Annotated in this window: 15 protein-coding genes; 8 read left to right on the top strand and 7 right to left on the bottom strand. The window is 57.9% G+C overall.

Translation table 11 applies throughout. The features are described 5' to 3' along the window. Positions 1 to 42 precede the first annotated feature (42 nt). Entirely contained in the window at positions 43 to 780 is a 738-nt protein-coding gene (locus tag NR302_RS09455; protein ID WP_258145102.1) for an HPP family protein, read from the top strand. On the opposite strand, the gene NR302_RS09450 is transcribed toward NR302_RS09455, so the two are convergent. From NR302_RS09450 to NR302_RS09425, 6 genes are all read right to left on the bottom strand, one after another. Then, positions 750 to 1,691: a metallophosphoesterase gene (locus NR302_RS09450; RefSeq protein ID WP_258145101.1), complete on the bottom strand. Its 942-nt coding sequence runs from the start codon at positions 1,689 to 1,691 to the stop codon at positions 750 to 752. The two genes, NR302_RS09455 and NR302_RS09450, sit on opposite strands and share 31 nt — an antisense overlap. A gap of 12 nt (positions 1,692 to 1,703) precedes the next feature. Continuing rightward, a complete protein-coding gene (locus NR302_RS09445) occupies positions 1,704 to 2,522 on the bottom strand; it encodes a carbohydrate ABC transporter permease (protein WP_008104071.1) in 819 nt (272 codons plus the stop codon). Continuing rightward, positions 2,519 to 3,430, bottom strand: coding sequence for a carbohydrate ABC transporter permease (locus tag NR302_RS09440; protein WP_258145100.1), 912 nt, complete (start codon positions 3,428 to 3,430; stop codon positions 2,519 to 2,521). The genes NR302_RS09445 and NR302_RS09440 overlap by 4 nt, the downstream gene beginning before the upstream one ends. Before the next feature lie 2 nt (positions 3,431 to 3,432). Continuing rightward, entirely contained in the window at positions 3,433 to 4,707 is a 1,275-nt protein-coding gene (locus NR302_RS09435; protein WP_258145099.1) for an ABC transporter substrate-binding protein, read from the bottom strand. A gap of 27 nt (positions 4,708 to 4,734) precedes the next feature. After that, positions 4,735 to 5,835 carry an ABC transporter ATP-binding protein gene (locus tag NR302_RS09430; RefSeq protein ID WP_258145098.1) on the bottom strand — a complete coding sequence of 367 codons (1,101 nt, stop codon included), beginning with the start codon at positions 5,833 to 5,835 and terminating at the stop codon, positions 4,735 to 4,737. A 178-nt stretch (positions 5,836 to 6,013) separates the two neighbouring features. Beyond that, on the bottom strand, positions 6,014 to 6,676 hold the full coding sequence (locus NR302_RS09425) for an FCD domain-containing protein (RefSeq protein ID WP_258145097.1): 663 nt from the start codon (positions 6,674 to 6,676) through the stop codon (positions 6,014 to 6,016). Between the two features lie 168 nt (positions 6,677 to 6,844). Here NR302_RS09425 and NR302_RS09420 point away from each other — a divergent pair, with 168 nt between their 5' ends. From NR302_RS09420 to NR302_RS09390, 7 genes are read left to right on the top strand one after another with little or no spacing between them, the layout of a single operon-like run. Then, positions 6,845 to 8,335, top strand: a complete 1,491-nt coding sequence (locus NR302_RS09420; RefSeq protein WP_258145096.1) for an ABC transporter substrate-binding protein — start codon at positions 6,845 to 6,847, stop codon at positions 8,333 to 8,335. Further along, positions 8,332 to 9,192, top strand: a complete 861-nt coding sequence (locus NR302_RS09415) for an ABC transporter permease (protein ID WP_258145095.1) — start codon at positions 8,332 to 8,334, stop codon at positions 9,190 to 9,192. Before NR302_RS09420 ends, NR302_RS09415 begins: the two co-directional genes overlap by 4 nt. A 1-nt stretch (position 9,193) precedes the next feature. Beyond that, positions 9,194 to 10,108, top strand: a complete 915-nt coding sequence (locus NR302_RS09410) for an ABC transporter permease (protein WP_008104058.1) — start codon at positions 9,194 to 9,196, stop codon at positions 10,106 to 10,108. After that, a complete protein-coding gene (locus NR302_RS09405) occupies positions 10,105 to 11,508 on the top strand; it encodes a M20 family metallopeptidase (protein ID WP_258145094.1) in 1,404 nt (467 codons plus the stop codon). Before NR302_RS09410 ends, NR302_RS09405 begins: the two co-directional genes overlap by 4 nt. Then, positions 11,508 to 12,506 (top strand): 1-aminocyclopropane-1-carboxylate deaminase/D-cysteine desulfhydrase, encoded by a 999-nt coding sequence (locus tag NR302_RS09400; protein ID WP_258145093.1) that lies wholly within the window; start codon positions 11,508 to 11,510, stop codon positions 12,504 to 12,506. The genes NR302_RS09405 and NR302_RS09400 overlap by 1 nt, the downstream gene beginning before the upstream one ends. Beyond that, positions 12,506 to 13,489 carry an ornithine cyclodeaminase gene (locus tag NR302_RS09395; protein WP_258145092.1) on the top strand — a complete coding sequence of 328 codons (984 nt, stop codon included), beginning with the start codon at positions 12,506 to 12,508 and terminating at the stop codon, positions 13,487 to 13,489. The genes NR302_RS09400 and NR302_RS09395 overlap by 1 nt, the downstream gene beginning before the upstream one ends. Beyond that, positions 13,479 to 14,297 carry a sulfurtransferase gene (locus NR302_RS09390; protein WP_258145091.1) on the top strand — a complete coding sequence of 273 codons (819 nt, stop codon included), beginning with the start codon at positions 13,479 to 13,481 and terminating at the stop codon, positions 14,295 to 14,297. The genes NR302_RS09395 and NR302_RS09390 overlap by 11 nt, the downstream gene beginning before the upstream one ends. Here NR302_RS09390 and NR302_RS09385 read toward each other — a convergent pair. After that, complete coding sequence (locus NR302_RS09385; protein WP_258145090.1) at positions 14,283 to 15,890, bottom strand: ABC transporter ATP-binding protein; 1,608 nt, start codon at positions 15,888 to 15,890, stop codon at positions 14,283 to 14,285. The genes NR302_RS09390 and NR302_RS09385 overlap by 15 nt on opposite strands. Between the last annotated feature and the right edge of the window lie 2 nt (positions 15,891 to 15,892).

Raw genomic sequence — 15,892 nt, 5'->3', positions numbered from 1 at the left:
ATTCGCACCCATCGTTTTTTCTTATGACAGAGTGATTCCCTCATGACAATTCAGCCATCGGTGACGTGGATTGCATCCGTGCGCACCTTTCTGGCCGGCCTTTGGCCTCATCCGTTACCGGGAGGCAAAAAGCAGATGGTCATCGCCAGTGTTGGCGCGGGATTGGGTTTAATGATAACCAGCCTGACCAGTCACTGGCTGCTGGGCGAAGTGAATCTGTGGTTTGTCGCGCCAATGGGCGCTTCGGCGGTGTTGCTGTTTGGTCTGCCGAATAGTCCGCTGGCGCAGCCATGGTCAATTGTCGGTGGCAATCTGGTGGCGGGCGTTGTCGGTGTTACCACCGCATTGTGGGTTCCCCATGCTGCATTGGCGTGCGGCATCGCGGCCTGTTTGACCATTGCGCTAATGTTTCAACTGCGCTGCCTGCATCCACCGAGCGGCGCGGTAGCGCTGACCGCAATTTTAGGCGGTAACGGCGTCCAGCAACTGGGTTACCACTTTATTTTAACGCCGGTATTGTTGAACTCGGTTTGTTTGGCGCTGCTGGCGTTGGTGTTTAATAATCTCGCCGGACGTCGTTACCCACATCCGCTGGCGGCAACTGAAATCAAAGCACCGCCTGTGGTGATCGACGTACCGATTACGCGTGAAGACCTGCATCAGGCGCTGGAAAGCGGTGAAGTGCTGGATATTGATGAGGATGATTTGCAACAGTTGCTGCAGCGCGCCGAAGAGATTGCGATTCTTCGTCAGCGCGGGCAAATGCCATTATCATCATGAGCGGTCGCCATAAATGGCGACCCTACGCCGTATCCTTTCACGCGTACTTCATCGCCCTCAATTTCTACCACCGCAAACGGCACCTCGTCTGCTCCATCCAGCATGCCTTTCAGCGTATAAAAGCCTGTTTGACCGATGTGCGCAAAGCCGCCTCGATGATCGTGTCCAGAGAAACAGCATTGTATGTTGTAACTAGAAAGCAGATCTGCCAGCATGCTGCCATTCAGCAAGTTGTGGCTATTGTGCGGCGCCAGCGGATAATGGCCAAACACCACCACTTTCTCGCCTTGCTGTTGGGCCTGTTGCAGCTGCTGCTCAATCCACGCTAACTGCTGCGTTCCTACCGCGCCGTTCCACGGTTTCGCCTGCGGCTGCTGACGCTCGGTCAGATCCACCAGCATCGCCTCCGCCAGCGCGCGATCGTCTCCGTTCTGCGTGTTGCAATAGAGGCTAATATCGTTGCCGTCATAAACAATAAAACGCCAGCCCTGCAATCCAAAGGCGTAATAGCTTTTTGGCAGCGCGGCGGCCTCGTTGAGATGCTGCGCGATGGTCTGTGCATCGTGATTGCCCAGCACCACCGCATGTGGATGCTCGAGGCGATCGTAAATCGGCAATATCGCCGCGTAGCTGCTCCAGTCACGATCGACTAAATCCCCCAGCGTGACGACAAAATCCAGCGGCTGCTGATTCAACGCTTCAATCGCCTGCGGTAACTTGCGCAGCGCATGACGATAGTAGAGATTTTTCGCGATATCGGCGTCGATGTCGGCATATTGTGGATCGGCAATCAAACCGAAACGCAGCGTGCCGCTTAGCGGTGCGGAACGCACATCGGGTAAGGCATAGAGCTCGGCGACATCGCCCAGCAGTTCACGCTGTAATTCAGTCAGCGGATGCGGATAAGACACGAAAAGCACTCCTTAGCGAATACCGGCACGCATAAACGATTGAATAAACTGACGCTGGAAAATCAGGAACAGCACCAGCAGCGGCAAGGTGGTCATCAACGTAGCAGCGCCAATCAACGCCCATTGCACGCCCTGCTCTGGCGCCGAGAACAGTTGCAGGCCAACGGTAAGCGGCCGCACGTTGACGGAATCAGTAATGACCAGCGGCCAGAGGAAATCATTCCAGTGGAAGCTAATCGACACCAGCGCAAACGCCACATAAATCGGCTTCGCCAGCGGGATGTAAATCTTGCGCAGAATGTAAAAGCGGCTGGCACCTTCGACAATCGCCGCCTCTTCCAATACCAGCGGAATACTTTTAAATGTCTGGCGCAGCAGAAAGATGGCGAAGGCCGAGGAGAAATACGGCAGCGCGATGCCGGTCAGCGTATCGCGGAAACCCAGCGCGCCAATGGTTTTGTAGTTATTCAGAATCAACACGTCGGGGCTGATCATCAGTTGCAGCAGAATCAGCGCAAAGATCGCGCCCGAGAATTTCAGACGGAAACGCACTAATGCGTAAGCGGCCATGGTCGCCAGAATCAGCTGCACCACCACAATCATCAGCACCAGCAAACTGGTATTGAGGAAGTAGCGACCAAAGGGCGCGGCATGCCAGGCATTCACGAAGTTTTGTACCGTCAGCGGCGAAAAAAGCGAAAAGCTCGCCTGATCGGATGCTGGATGAATCGCCACCCAAAATGCCACAAGAATCGGTAAAAACCACAGCAACGCGGCAAGCCCAATCGCCGTATTCAGACACAGGCGACCAAACGTGATTGTCGGCTTCATTGGTAATGGGCTCGCTTGTCCAGCAGGTTGAATTTAAGCAGCGCAATCGCGGCGAGAATCACCAGCAGCACCACCGTCATTGCCGCCGCTGCGGGCATATCCCAGAAGCTGAAAGCGGTGCGATAGATATAGAACAGCAGCAAGCTACTGCTGTTATTCGGTCCGCCGTTGGTCATGGCGATCACCTGATCGACGATGCGGAAGGCATTCATCGACGCATTGATCAGTACAAACAGCGTGGTGGGCATCAGCAGCGGCCACTGCACGCGACGGAAGAAATAGCGGCGTGAGGCCCCTTCTATTTGCGCGGCTTCACTGAGGCGCGGATCGATCTGCTGCAAAGCGGCGAGATAAAAGATCATAAAGAAGCCCGCTTCGCGCCACACCGAAACCGCCATTAAGCAGTACAACGCGCTACCCGGTTCGCCGAGCCAGTTAATCGCCGGCAGGGAAAACAGCGCCAGCAGCTTATTCAGCAAGCCCAGCTGCGGCGTGTAGAAGAACAGCCACAGATTGGCGATGGCGATCATCGGCAGCAGCGAAGGAATAAAGAACGCGGTGCGCACCAGCGCATTAGCCCGCATATGGCGATTGACCGCCAGCGCCATCAGCAGCGCCAGCGTGACCGCCAGCGGAATGGTGATCAGCGCATACAGCAGGTTATTCAACAGCGACTGGATGAAGATGTCGTCATCCAGCAGCGCGAGATAGTTATCCAGCCCAACAAAATGGGCTGGACGACCGTTACGCGCTGCGCTGAACAGGCTTTCCCACACGGTCGCAACCGCCGGATAGTGGGTGAACAGCAGTAAAAAGCTCAGTGCTGGCAAAATCAGCAGATAGCCATACAGCTGCATCGACCATAACCGGGGACGACGAACCGGCGCGACGGTGAGAATCATGCTCATAATTATTGGTATGACTTCAGCAGACGATCGGCTTGCTTCTGTGCGCCTTCAAGTGCTTCGGCTGGGGTTTTCGCCTGCGTCACCGCCGCTTCTACCGCGTGATTGAGCGCATCCTGAATCTGCACGCTGTTATAAGTAGAGAGTTCCGGCTGCGCATACTTCAGCTGTTCACGCGCCACCAATGCCTGCGGAACGTCTTTGACGTAATCCTTCATCACCGTGGTATCCCACGCTGCCGGAGACGTCGCAACGTAACCGGTGGCAATACTCCAGCGCGCTGCCTGCTCAGGTGACGTGACCCAACGGATAAATTCCATCGCCGCTTTCTGCTGTTCTGGCGAAGCGTTTTTGAACACATACAGGTTGCCGCCGCCGGTTGGGCTGCCGCGCTGGGTTTTCTCCGGCAGCATTGCTACGCCGAACGGGAACTTCGCGTTATCACGCACGTTGGTCAGGTTGCCGGTGGTGGTCACCATCATGGCGGTTTTGCCGCTGATGAAATCCTGCGGCGTGGTGCCCCATGCAATCGCGCCCTTTGGCGACACTTCCTCTTTCTGGCCGAGATCGGTCAGCCACTGCAGCGTTTCCACGTTGCCCGGCGTGTTGAAGTGCACCGCTGTGCCTTTGCCGTTATCCAGACGACCGCCGTTGGTAGCGGACAAGCCCTGGAAGTTCCAGTAGCCGTTTGGCGTGGACGGAATCTCGATGCCCCATTGGCTGACGCCGTTGGCATCTTTGATGGTGAGTTTCTTACTGAATTCGACCACTTGCTGCCAGTTGGCCGGTGGCGTATCGGCGTTCAAACCGGCTTTCTCAAACGCCTGTTTGTTCCAGTACATCACCACGGTTGAACGCTGGAACGGTACGCCCCACACTTTGCCGTCAATGTGACGCAGAAACGCCGGATAGAAACCGTCGATCCATTTTTTGCCTTCATCGCCCTGCACTAAATCGCTGGCCGCCACAATCGCACCGGCATCAATCAGAGAATAGGCTTCGATATCGCCGATCACCGCCAGCTGCGGCGCGTTGCCACCACGAAATGCAGTCAGCGCTTTGGTCACGGTGGTAGCGTAGTCACCGGTATACACCGGCTGAATGCTCACGTCCGGATGCACTTTCTGGAAATCCGCCACCAGCGTATCCACGGTGTGGCTCACTTTACCGCCCACCGCGATCGGGTAATACATTTGCAGCTTGACCGGTTCAGCCGCAAAAGCTGAGGTGGTGATGGCGAGGACTAAGGCAGAAAGACGTGAATAACGAATCGCAGACATGATTTTCCCTTGGGCAAATGACAACGGTTAAACGGCGTATTTTTTCTGTGAGGCAAATATGTGTTGTTCGGCTGGCGTACAGCGCTTACCGCTCTCGCTATGAAACAGATATTGCCGCGCGGCGGACCACTGCAATCCCACTTCACTGCCATCGGTAAAGCGCTGCATGCCCGGGACTTTGACCGTCAGCGGCTCGCTGATGCCGGCAAGCTGGCACACCAGCAAGGTATCAGCCCCCATGTATTCAGAACTGATCACCCGCGCGGTCAGCGCTGCCTGATCTGCGGCGATCAGTTGGATATCTTCGGCACGCAATCCAAGACTCAGCGCTGCTTCGTGATACTCAACAACAGGCGCGGTGAGGTGCATCAAGGTGTGATGTGCGCCGTTGCGCTGCAGCGGCAGGATATTCATCGGCGGTGCGCCAATGAACTGCGCGGCAAACACGCTGGCGGGATTGTTATAGAGATCGTCTGGCGTGCCGTGCTGTTCGATGTGGCCCTCGCTGAGCAGAATAATGGTGTCGGCCATGCTCATTGCTTCAGTCTGATCGTGCGTCACGTACAGCATGGTCAGACCAAGTTTTTTCTGTAGCGCGCGGATTTCACGGCGCATGCTCTGACGCAGCTTGGCATCAAGGTTCGACAGCGGTTCATCCATCAGGCAAAGCGTATTATTGGCGATCACCGCACGGCCCAGCGCCACACGCTGCTGCTGTCCGCCGGAGAGTTGCGACGGCAGACGATCCAGCAACTTATCCAGCTCCATCAACTTACTGACGTTATCGAGGCGTGCAGCAAACGACTGCTTCTCCTCGCCGCGCGCTTTCAAACCAAACAGCAGGTTTTCTCGCACGTTAAGGTGGGGAAACAGCGCGTAGGACTGAAACACCATCGAAAGCTTGCGTTGCGACGGCGGCAAATGGGTGATATCGGCGTGTTTAAAGTGGATCGCACCGCGATCGGCCGTTTCCAGGCCGGCAATGGTGCGCAACAGCGTCGATTTACCGCAGCCCGAAGGACCGAGCAGCGCGACAAACGAGCCTTCTGCCGCGTCGAAGCTGATGTCGTCCAGGGCGATTTTCTCGCCCCAGGCTTTAGTGATGTGATGAAGCGAAAGGTGGCTCATGCATCCGCAATCCAGAAATCAGAATGGCGGTAAGCTAGCGGAAGGAAATGAAGGTTTTATGTCACTGCGGTGACCGGGCGGTTAAAGGGAGACATCGGCGGTCATCATAAATGGCGACCCCACAGGAACCCGCCCGTATTTCGTAGGGCCGTCATTTATGACGACCTTCTAAAATGAATCACTGATCAAAATAATGCTGCTTCAGAATCGCCGCCCCATCATCAATCGCTTTCATCAAAATCTTCTCACTGATGACGCCATCACCCGCCTGCAACGCTTCCAGCAGATGATCATAATTATGATGCCCATTCACCACCTCGGCCGGCTGCGGATAGAGATAGTTAAAGCACGGACCAATCTGCACCCAAAGCTGTTCAATCAGCGCTTCAAGCGTAGGCATTTGCGCATAGCCATACAGCGTAAAACGAAACGCGCGATTGGCTTCGAGCGCCAATGCTGCATCGCCGCTTAACTTGGCCTGCATAAAGCTGACGCAGAGTTTTTTCAGTTCAGAAAGTTGTTTTTTCCCCACAAAGGGCGTCGCCGTCCTCACCGCTAAACCTTCAAGTTGCTTACGGATTAGCGTGATTTCCTCGAAGCGTTGCAGTGACATTTCCGGCACCAAAAAGGCCGCAGCTGGCGTGGCATCCAGCGCGCCGGCAGAAACCAGACGCAATAAGGCTTCACGCACCGGCGTGATGCTGGTACCCAACTGAGCCGCCAGATCGCGCGTCACCAGCCGTGCGCCAGGTTTTAGCTTGCCGACAATCAGCGCGCTGCGCAGTGACGATTCCACCTGCGCGGTCAAACTCATGCGCTGCGCTTTATCCATTTCGATCATTTTTTGTGAGCCCTTTACCGAAATCCGCAAATGGTAAGTTATTTTTAATGTTTTATTGCCAACCAGCCAGATTATAGGATATATCATGTATTACAAATAAGCACAGTCTTGATTCTGGCCGCAGCCACTCTTTTCACTACCTTGCCCTGGCAATTTTTGGAAAACGTTATGAGACTACCTGCAGTGAAGTTTGTCACTACCGCGTTGCTATTTGCTCTGATGCCTGCTGTACAGGCGGCAGAACTGACCATTGGCCAACCCACGTCTGCGACGGCGATGGATCCCGGCTTTCTTAAAGAATCTGCCACGCTGGTAGATAACATCTTCGATACCTTAGTGCGCCGCGCCGATGACATGTCATTGCAGCCGGGCTTAGCCACTGAGTGGAAAGCGATTAACGAAACTACCTGGCAATTTACCCTGCGCCAGGGCGTGAAATTTACCGATGGCGAGCCGGTTAACGCCGAAGCGGTGAAATTCTCCATCGATCGTATTTTAGACCCCGCCAATCACGCGCCGACGATTTCCTATATCCGCACCATCAAATCGGTGGAGGTAATCAACGATTATCAGGTGCAGATCCACACCAACGGCCCGGACCCTCTGCTGCCGACGCGCATGAGCCGCTACCCGGCTTACATTGTGCCACCAGCGTACGTGAAGAAAGTCGGTGCCAGCGAGTTTGCACGCAAGCCAGTGGGCAGCGGCGCTTACAAGCTGGACAGCTTTATCCCGGACGAAAAAGTGGTGATGGTCGCAAATGAAACTTACTGGCGCGGCAAACCGGCGATTGATCGCGTTACCTGGCGTCCAATTCCCGAAGCCACCGCGCGCCTTACCGCGCTGCTGACCGGCGAAGTGCAGCTGATTGAAAGCGTGCCCGCCGATTTAGTCCCCGCGCTGAAAAATCGCCCCAACGTCGAGCTGGAACAGGTGAAAGGTGGTGGGCTGACGATTTACCTCGGCCTTAAAGATGATGAGAAACCGCTGAGTGATGTGCGTGTACGTCAGGCGCTTTCGCTGGCGTTGAATCGCCAGGCGTATACCCAACAGCTGCTGCACGGTTTCGGCACACCAACCGGCACCATGGCCGGCGCTAATGATTTCGGTTATCTGGCGGTTCCGGCGACCGCGCAGGATGTGGCGAAAGCCAAATCGCTGCTGGCTGAAGCCGGTTACGCTAACGGCTTTACCCTGCGCTTCCAGGCGCCGCGCCGCTACATTGCCAGCGCCGATGTGGCACAAGCCATCGTGCAGGATTTAGCCGCAATTGGCGTAAAAGCCGAGCTGGAAGTACCTGAATGGTCGGTTTACACCCAGCAGGTTGCATCACAGAAACAGGCTCCGATGTATATGCTGGCGTGGGGCTCAACCCAAACGCTGGATGCCGATGCCGCGCTGTTCCCGATTCTGCGCAGCGGCGAGCCCTATTCCACCGTGCATGATGCGGAGTTGGATAAGCTGCTCGACCAAAGCCGTCAGATTGTTGATCCGGTTGCGCGCAAAAAAGTGTTAGAGCAGATTCAGCAACGCGTCGCTGAACAACAGCCGCTGCTGCCGCTGTATCGTGAAGACACCTTGTATGCGCACAGCACCTCGCTCAACTTCAAAGGCCGCGTCGATGCCCGCATCCCGCTGTTTGATCTGAGGCTGAAATGATTTCACCGGGCAACGTGCTGCAGCGCCGTCCGCGCCGCCTGATTTACGGCGATGCGATGATCGGCAGCCTTTTGCTGATCGTGGTGATTGCCGCGGCGCTGCTCTCTCCGTGGCTGCCGTTGCCCGATGCCTTAAGTAACAACCTTAATGAGATGTTCCTGCCGCCGGGTTCGCCCGGCGCGCAAGCCACGCATTGGCTCGGTACCGATCAACTGGGCCGCGATCTGCTGGCGCGCATTCTCTCCGGTACGCGCTTGTCGCTGCTGGTGGTATTAGTAGCGGCGGCGATTGGCGCGGTGATTGGCGTCGCGCTCGGCATGATTGCCGGTTACGCCGGCGGTTGGGTTGATGCGCTGATCATGCGCCTGATCGATATCCAGCTGGCAGTGCCGTTTATTCTGTTGATTTTGCTGGTGATTGCGCTGATGGGCGCATCACTCACCAACATCATTGTGATTATGGGCTGCACCAGTTGGGCGATTTATGCCCGCGTGGCGCGCGCCAAAACCTTAGAAATTCGTGAACTGGAATACATTCAGGCGGTGCGCGCCATGGGCTTTTCGCCGCTGCGCGTGCTGCTGCGGCATATCCTGCCCAATCTGCTGACGCCGCTGGTGGTGCTGCTGACGCTGGATATCCCACGCTTAATCGTGCTCGAAGCCTCAGTCGGATTTCTCGGCATGGGTATTCAGCCGCCCACGCCGACGCTGGGCAACTTAATTGGCGAAGGCCGCTCTTACATGCTGCTGTCGCAATGGCTGGTGCTCTATCCCGGATTAGTGATTGCGGCACTGGTGATTGGCTGCAACCTGCTCGGCGATGCGCTGCTACGTCGCACGCACACAAGGCTGGATTAAGATGCTGAACATTCTGCTCAATCGCCTTGGCCAATCGGTATTAGTGCTGCTTGGCGTGTCGCTGCTGATTTTCTTCAGCCTGCACATGACGGGCGATCCGGCGGCGCTGATGATGCCGCCCGGCTCCAGCCAGCAGGAGATTGATACGTTCCGTCACAGCATGGGCTTTGATCGCCCGCTGCTGTGGCAGTACAGCCACTATCTTGGCGGCGTGCTACACGGCGATTTTGGTGAATCGCTGCGCTACAGCCAGCCGGTGCTGGCGCTGATTGCCGAGCGCTTGCCCGCAACGGCGCTGCTGGCGGTGAGTGCGCTGGCGTGGAGTTCGCTGCTCGGTCTGCTGCTGGGCATTATCAGCGCCCTGCGACCGCACAGCATTTGGGATTTGCTGTGCCGCCTGCTGGCCTTCTCCGGCCAGGCGATTCCGGTGTTCTGGCTGGGTCTGCTGCTGATTTTGCTGTTTAGCCTGAAGTTACAGTGGCTGCCCTCCAGCGGTTACGGCACTTTCGCCGCGCTGGTGATGCCCGCACTCAGCCTTGGTGCGTTTTACATGAGCGCCGTAGCACGTTTGACGCGCGCCAGCCTGCTGGATGTGCTGCAACAGGATTATATCCGTACCGCGCGCGCCAAAGGGCTGAGCGCCTGGCGCATCGTGGTACGCCATGGTTTACGTAACGCGCTGATTCCGGTGATCACCGTACAAGGCATGTATTTCGCCTCGCTGCTCGGCGGCGCACTGGTAACAGAGATTATTTTTGCCTGGCCAGGCATTGGTCGTCTGGCGATTCAGGCGATTCAAAACCGCGACTTCCCGCTGGTGCAAGCGATTGTGTTGCTCGCTGCGGTGGTGTTTGTGGCGATCAATTTGCTGATCGACCTGCTCTATCTGGTGCTGAACCCGAGGATTCGTTTATGAGTCGCCTTGATGCCACGCTTGAACTGCTGAGTGAACTGACGCGCTGGCCGAGCGTGGCCGGTCAGTTATCCTCGCAGCGCGGATTGGCCGCCTGGCTGGAACAGTGGATGGTGGAGCAACTTGGCGCCAGCGTGATTTATCCGGTGGCGGCGCAAACCGACAATTCTCCGCCGCTGGTGCATGTGCGCATTGACAGCGGCAGCGCCAAAACCGTGGTGCTGTACAACATGTATGACGTGATGCCTGCGGATGATGCCGGTTGGGATGTGCCGCCGTTTGTCGGTGGCGTGTGTCACTGGGACGATCTCGGCGCGGTCTTTGTCGGACGCGGCGCAGAGAACAACAAAGGCCCGGTCGCCGCCCTGCTGATCCTGCTGCGCGAACTGCAGCAGAGCCAGCAGCTCGATTTCAATATTGAAATCCTGCTCGAAGGTGAAGAGGAAATCGGCAGCGGCACACTGCGACGTTATCTGGCGCAGCAGCCTTGCCCGATTGCGCCCGCTGAAGCGGTGCTGTTTCCGTCACTGTGCGAATACGGCGGCGGCGCACCGCGCGTTTACCTCGGCTTTACCGGACTGGCCAGCGGACGCCTGAGCGTCAGCGGCGGCGCATGGGGCGGACCTTCCTCCGCGATTCATGCCAGCAATGCCGGTTGGATCGCCAATCCGGCATGGCGCTTAGTGCAGGCTCTGAATGCCATCGCACCGGCCGCACACAGCGGCGTGCTGGCCTGTAACGCCACGGACGATGAGGCGAACCAGTTATTGGCGACCTTAGCCGCCGAATTCAGCATCGATGACGAACTGCAGTTCCGTCGCAGCCAGCGCCTGATGATTGAGGGCGACACGCTGAGCTGCCTGCAAACGCTGCTCGGCAGCGCGGTCTTGACGCTGGCTGAACTGCACAGCGATCCGCCGGGCGGACGTGGCGTCATCCCGTTCCGTGCCAGCGCCGAACTGGCGTTTCGCATTCCGCCGGGTTTCGATCAGGACGCGATGATTGAAGCCGCGCAGCAGCGCCTGGCGCAACCCGATTTAGCTGGCAGCGAACTGCAACTGTTTGATCGTTATCCCGGCGTGCGCTTTAGCCGCAGCGCCAGCGGCGTCGATGCCTTGATCGCCAGCTATCGAACGCTGGGCGCGGCACCGCAAATCTGGCCGTGGGCACCGGGCTGTGCGCCCGCTTACGCTTTCGCGGCCGTCGCACCCGCCTTTTTGATTGGTGGATTAGGCCACGGCGGCAACGCCCACGCCGTCAATGAGTTTGTCACGCTGGCAGGACTCGAACGCTTCCAGCAATCCATGAGCTTATGGCTCAACGCATTCAATGATTCGGCCATTGGCCGGGTCGCGCCACACCAGGGAAACACCGCAGTACATAAAAATATAGGTAACACATAATGAAATCAGTTGAAGAGTTTGAACGCGTTCCGCTCGGCTTCTTCCCCACGCCTCACGAGCCGCTGCCGCGGCTCAGTGAGGCACTTGGGATTACGCTGACGATCAAACGTGATGACTACAGTGGCTTCGGCGGCGGCGGCAACAAAGTCCGCAAGCTGGAGTATCTGATGGCGGAGGCCTGCAAAACAGGCGTGAATGTGGTGATCACCACCGGCGGGCATCAGTCGAACCACGCCCGCATGGTGGCCGCCGCGGCACGCAAGTTTGGTATGCGTCCGGTGCTGGTGCTGCGGGGCAATCCGCCCGCAAGCTGGCAGGGTAATCTGTTGCTGGACAAGCTGTTCGGAGCCGAGGTGCAGTTCCTCGATCCCGACGGCTATTTCACGCAGATTGAAGGTGCGATGCAGGCGCATGCTGATGCGGCTGTCGCGCAAGGCGAAACCCCAATGATTATTCCGCTGGGTGGCGCAACGCCGCTCGGCGCATTGGGTTATGTGCGGGCCGTGGAAGAGATGGCGGCGCAGCTGGCACCCAGCCAGACGCCCGCGCCCGATTTCATCGTCGCGCCCACCGGTTCCGGCGGCACGTTGGCGGGATTACATGTGGGTACGCGCCGCTATTGGCCCGATACCAGGGTAATTGGCGTGAGCGTTAGCGCCAAAGCCGACTGGTTCCAGCCACGCATTGCCGGCATGGCGCAGGATTGTGCCGATCTGCTGCAATGGCCGCAGCAGTGGCAGCCGGAGGATATCTGGATTGAAGATGGTTATGTCGGTCAGGCGTACGGCGTGCCATCGGACGGCGGCATTGCCGCCATCTATCAACTCGCCCAGTTGGAAGGCGTGCTGCTGGATCCGGTCTACACCGGCAAAGCGATGCACGGCCTGTTCTCGCTGGTCGAGCAAGGGCGCATTCCGCAAGGATCGCGCGTCACCTTCGTGCATTGTGGCGGTTCTCCGGCGCTCTATCCCTTCGCCGATCGCCTGCTGGAGCAGTAATGGAAGCGTTATTGCGTGTACTGGATGAAGCCACCGTCGCGCAATTAGGCGGCGGCGATGTCGCTCTGGCGCTGGAAGACGTCAAAGCGGTGATTCGCCTGATGCGTCTCGGCGAGGCGCAGATGCCCGCTGAAAATCACATAGACCTCGGTACGCCGCTCGGTAAAGCTTATGCCTTACCGGCGCGCGTTGGCGGCAGCTACAACGCTGCGGGCGTAAAGTGGACAGCGCATCGTCCACAGCGACCGGATGCGCTGCCCGCCGCCTTAGCCTTAACCCTGATTAACGATGCGCAAAGCGGTATTCCGCGTGGTTTGCTGGCCAGCGGTGCATTAACCGCTGCGCGCACCGCGGCGGTGAGCGCTCTGGCGTTACAGTTGGCCGCGCCGCGTCCGGTGAAACGCGTGCTGCTGCTTGGCGCCGGTTTGCATGCTCAGGCGCATCTGCGCATGTTGCAGCAGCTGTTTCCGCAGCTGGAACAGATTGGCGTGTGGAATCGCTCGCCTTTTAAACTCAATGCGTTGCGCGAAGTGCAGATCGAAACTGATTTGCAGCTCGCTCTGGCGCAGCCTTATGACGCGGTGCTGACCTGCACCAGCGCCGACCAGCCGATTATTGATGCCGCAGCGGTCCAGCCCGGCAGGATCATTGTGCAGGTCGGCTATCACGAAGTCAGTTTCGCCGCCATCAAAGCCAGCAGCAAGGTGGTGGTCGATGCGTGGGGCGATTTTGCCCAGCGCAGCGCCAAAAGCCTGTTCCAGATGTTCCGCGCCGGTGAGTTTCGTGAGCAGGATGTGGCGGCCGATCTCGCCGCGCTGCTGCTGGATAACTGGCGTCCACATCCCGATGACAGCGTCTATTTCTCCTCGTTTGGCCTCAACGTGTTTGATATCGCCCTCGCCGCCCGCGTGTTGCAGGCCGCTGAGCACGACGAACTCGGTTCGTTGCAGTCGCTGTTTTCAGGAGTTCTGCATGATCATTGATGTGCTATCCCTGCATCAGCGCCAGGCAAAAGGCGAAGCGTTTCTGCTGATCGACGTGCGCGAGTTCGCCGACTGGCAACGCGCCACCTTGCCCGGCGCGCAGCACTGTAACGTCTACGACTATTTTATTGAGGATTGCAGCGAGGCAGGTTTAGCGGTGATGGCTGCAGAAGCCGCCACCGCGCTGCAACCGATGTTTACCGCTTATCCCAACGCTACGCCGGTGTTTTTCGAACAGCAGGTTGGCATGCGTTCGCCGCGTGGGGCCTGGTTTGCCTGGCTGCTTAAGCGAAATGATTCGCTGATTCTGGATGGCGGCGTGGATGCGTGGATTGCAGCAGGCTATGAACTCAGTCCGGGATTGGGGTTAAGTCGCACGGTGGCGCATCCACCCGCAGCAAACGCACCCGCGTGGAATCGCGAGCTGGTGTGCAGCCGTGAACAGGTATTAGCAGCAGATGGAGTGAATGTGGTCAACGTGGATGCACGTCGCCCCAGCGAATTTGACGGCAGCTTTGCGCATGCCTGCTGCCAGCGCGCCGGACGCATTCCGCATTCTCAGCTGCTGTTTTGGGAGGATGTCATTGCCAACGGCCATTTCTTAGCAGCGCAGCAGATTGCCGCACGCGCCGAGGCGGCAGGATTGAGTAAAGACGCGAAGCTGCAGGTTTATTGCCATCGCGGTGCCCGCGCCGCCACGGTGTTAGCGGCGTTAAAGCTGGCGGGCTATTCCCATGTTTCGGTGTATGTCGGTTCCTGGCACGAATGGGCTGAACATCACGAACTGCCGCTGTTACACGGCAGCTGATCGCAGCGCCAGCGCCTGCTGCACGTCCGGCGCGGCGGCGAGCAGTTGGCGAGTGTAATTGTCCTGCGGATGATTAATCACGCTGGCGGTCGCGCCGGACTCCACAATCCTGCCGTGATACATCACCACCACGCGATCGCACAACTGACGCACCGCGCTGAGATCGTGGCTGATAAACAGCACCGATAATCCCAGCTTGTGGCGTAACTCATTAAACAGCGCCAGAATCTGCCCGCGCACTGATAAATCCAGTGCCGCCACCGCTTCATCCGCCACCAGCAACTTCGGCTCCATCGCCAGCGCGCGCGCAATGGCGATACGCTGACGCTGACCGCCGGAAAACGCGCCCGGCAGACGTCCGGCATGTTCGGCCTTCAATCCCACCAACGCCAGCAGCTCTTTAACCCGCTCATCCACCGCCGCGCCTTTGCGCAGTTGCCAGACGCGCAGCGGTTCGGCGATCTGCTCACCGACCGGAATTTTGGGATTCAAACTGGCGTAAGGGTCTTGAAAGATGATCTGAGCGTGACGGCGTAACGTATTCAGTTGGCGGCCTTGCAGATGCTGCCCCTGAAAATGCACCTCGCCGCCATCCGCCGTAATCAGACCAATCGCCGCGCTGCCCAAGGTGGTTTTGCCAGAGCCAGATTCGCCAATCAGCCCGACGATTTCGCCCTGCGCAATCGACAGATTGGCCGGATGCAAAACGGTTTGCCGTTTGGCGGGCCACAGCGGCATGCGGCGCGGCAGCGGATAGCTTTTACTGATGTCACGCAGCACCAGCAGCGGCGGCTGTTCAACCGGCGCAATTGCCTCAGAGATTTGCGTCGCTGAAGCGGCAATCAATTTGCGTGTGTAAGGATGCGTTGGCGCGCCGAGCGTGCTCAGCACCGCGCCCTGTTCAACCAGTTGCCCTTGCTGCATCACGCAGACGCGATCGGCGTAGCGCGCCACCACAGAGAGATCGTGGGTGATCAATAAGATCCCCATGCCCATCTCTTGTTGCAGTTCCTGCAGCAGCGCCAGAATCTGCGCCTGAATAGTGACGTCCAGCGCGGTGGTCGGTTCATCGGCAATCAATAATTCCGGCTGACCGCTAATGGCACTGGCGATCATCACACGTTGACGCATGCCGCCCGACAGCTGATGAATATACTGCCGCGCACGCTGTTCGGGATTGACGATGCCAACGCGTTCCAGCAGCGCTATCGCTTCCTGCTGCGCCTGTTTCCAGCTGAACTGTCGATGCCGCACCAGCACTTCGGCAATCTGCTCACCAATGCGCAGCGTGGGATTCATGCTGGTCATCGGCTCCTGAAACACCGTGGCGATGCGGCAGCCGCGTAATTGCTGGGTCTTACGCGTATCCAGCGGCTCACCATTAAACACCACGCGGCCACCACTCTGCTGCACGCCCGTAGGCAGCAAGCTCATCAGCGCCAGCGATGTTAAGGTTTTACCCGAGCCCGACTCGCCGACTAACGCCAGGATTTCCTTGCGATCAAGATCAAAAGAGACGTTATCCACCAGCAAGCGCTGATCGTGAGTGTGCAGCGAGAGGTTTTCAACCGAGAGCAAGCGCGTGTTAGTCATCT

Origin of the sequence: Pantoea sp. SOD02 (assembly GCF_024707505.1) — a bacterium.
Lineage (GTDB): Bacteria > Pseudomonadota > Gammaproteobacteria > Enterobacterales > Enterobacteriaceae > Pantoea > Pantoea symbiotica.
This window is presented reverse-complemented; position numbering and strand designations above follow the sequence as displayed.

Excerpts from the sequence above, each read along its gene's own strand:
- NR302_RS09455 (WP_258145102.1), top strand. The coding sequence starts at position 43 with ATGACAATTCAGCCATCGGTGACGTGGATTGCATCCGTGCGCACCTTT.
- NR302_RS09445 (WP_008104071.1), bottom strand. The coding sequence starts at position 2,522 with ATGAAGCCGACAATCACGTTTGGTCGCCTGTGTCTGAATACGGCGATT.
- NR302_RS09440 (WP_258145100.1), bottom strand. The coding sequence starts at position 3,430 with ATGAGCATGATTCTCACCGTCGCGCCGGTTCGTCGTCCCCGGTTATGG.
- NR302_RS09435 (WP_258145099.1), bottom strand. The coding sequence starts at position 4,707 with ATGTCTGCGATTCGTTATTCACGTCTTTCTGCCTTAGTCCTCGCCATC.
- NR302_RS09430 (WP_258145098.1), bottom strand. The coding sequence starts at position 5,835 with ATGAGCCACCTTTCGCTTCATCACATCACTAAAGCCTGGGGCGAGAAA.
- NR302_RS09425 (WP_258145097.1), bottom strand. The coding sequence starts at position 6,676 with ATGATCGAAATGGATAAAGCGCAGCGCATGAGTTTGACCGCGCAGGTG.
- NR302_RS09420 (WP_258145096.1), top strand. The coding sequence starts at position 6,845 with ATGAGACTACCTGCAGTGAAGTTTGTCACTACCGCGTTGCTATTTGCT.
- NR302_RS09415 (WP_258145095.1), top strand. The coding sequence starts at position 8,332 with ATGATTTCACCGGGCAACGTGCTGCAGCGCCGTCCGCGCCGCCTGATT.
- NR302_RS09410 (WP_008104058.1), top strand. The coding sequence starts at position 9,194 with ATGCTGAACATTCTGCTCAATCGCCTTGGCCAATCGGTATTAGTGCTG.
- NR302_RS09405 (WP_258145094.1), top strand. The coding sequence starts at position 10,105 with ATGAGTCGCCTTGATGCCACGCTTGAACTGCTGAGTGAACTGACGCGC.
- NR302_RS09400 (WP_258145093.1), top strand. The coding sequence starts at position 11,508 with ATGAAATCAGTTGAAGAGTTTGAACGCGTTCCGCTCGGCTTCTTCCCC.
- NR302_RS09395 (WP_258145092.1), top strand. The coding sequence starts at position 12,506 with ATGGAAGCGTTATTGCGTGTACTGGATGAAGCCACCGTCGCGCAATTA.
- NR302_RS09390 (WP_258145091.1), top strand. The coding sequence starts at position 13,479 with ATGATCATTGATGTGCTATCCCTGCATCAGCGCCAGGCAAAAGGCGAA.
- NR302_RS09385 (WP_258145090.1), bottom strand. The coding sequence starts at position 15,890 with ATGACTAACACGCGCTTGCTCTCGGTTGAAAACCTCTCGCTGCACACT.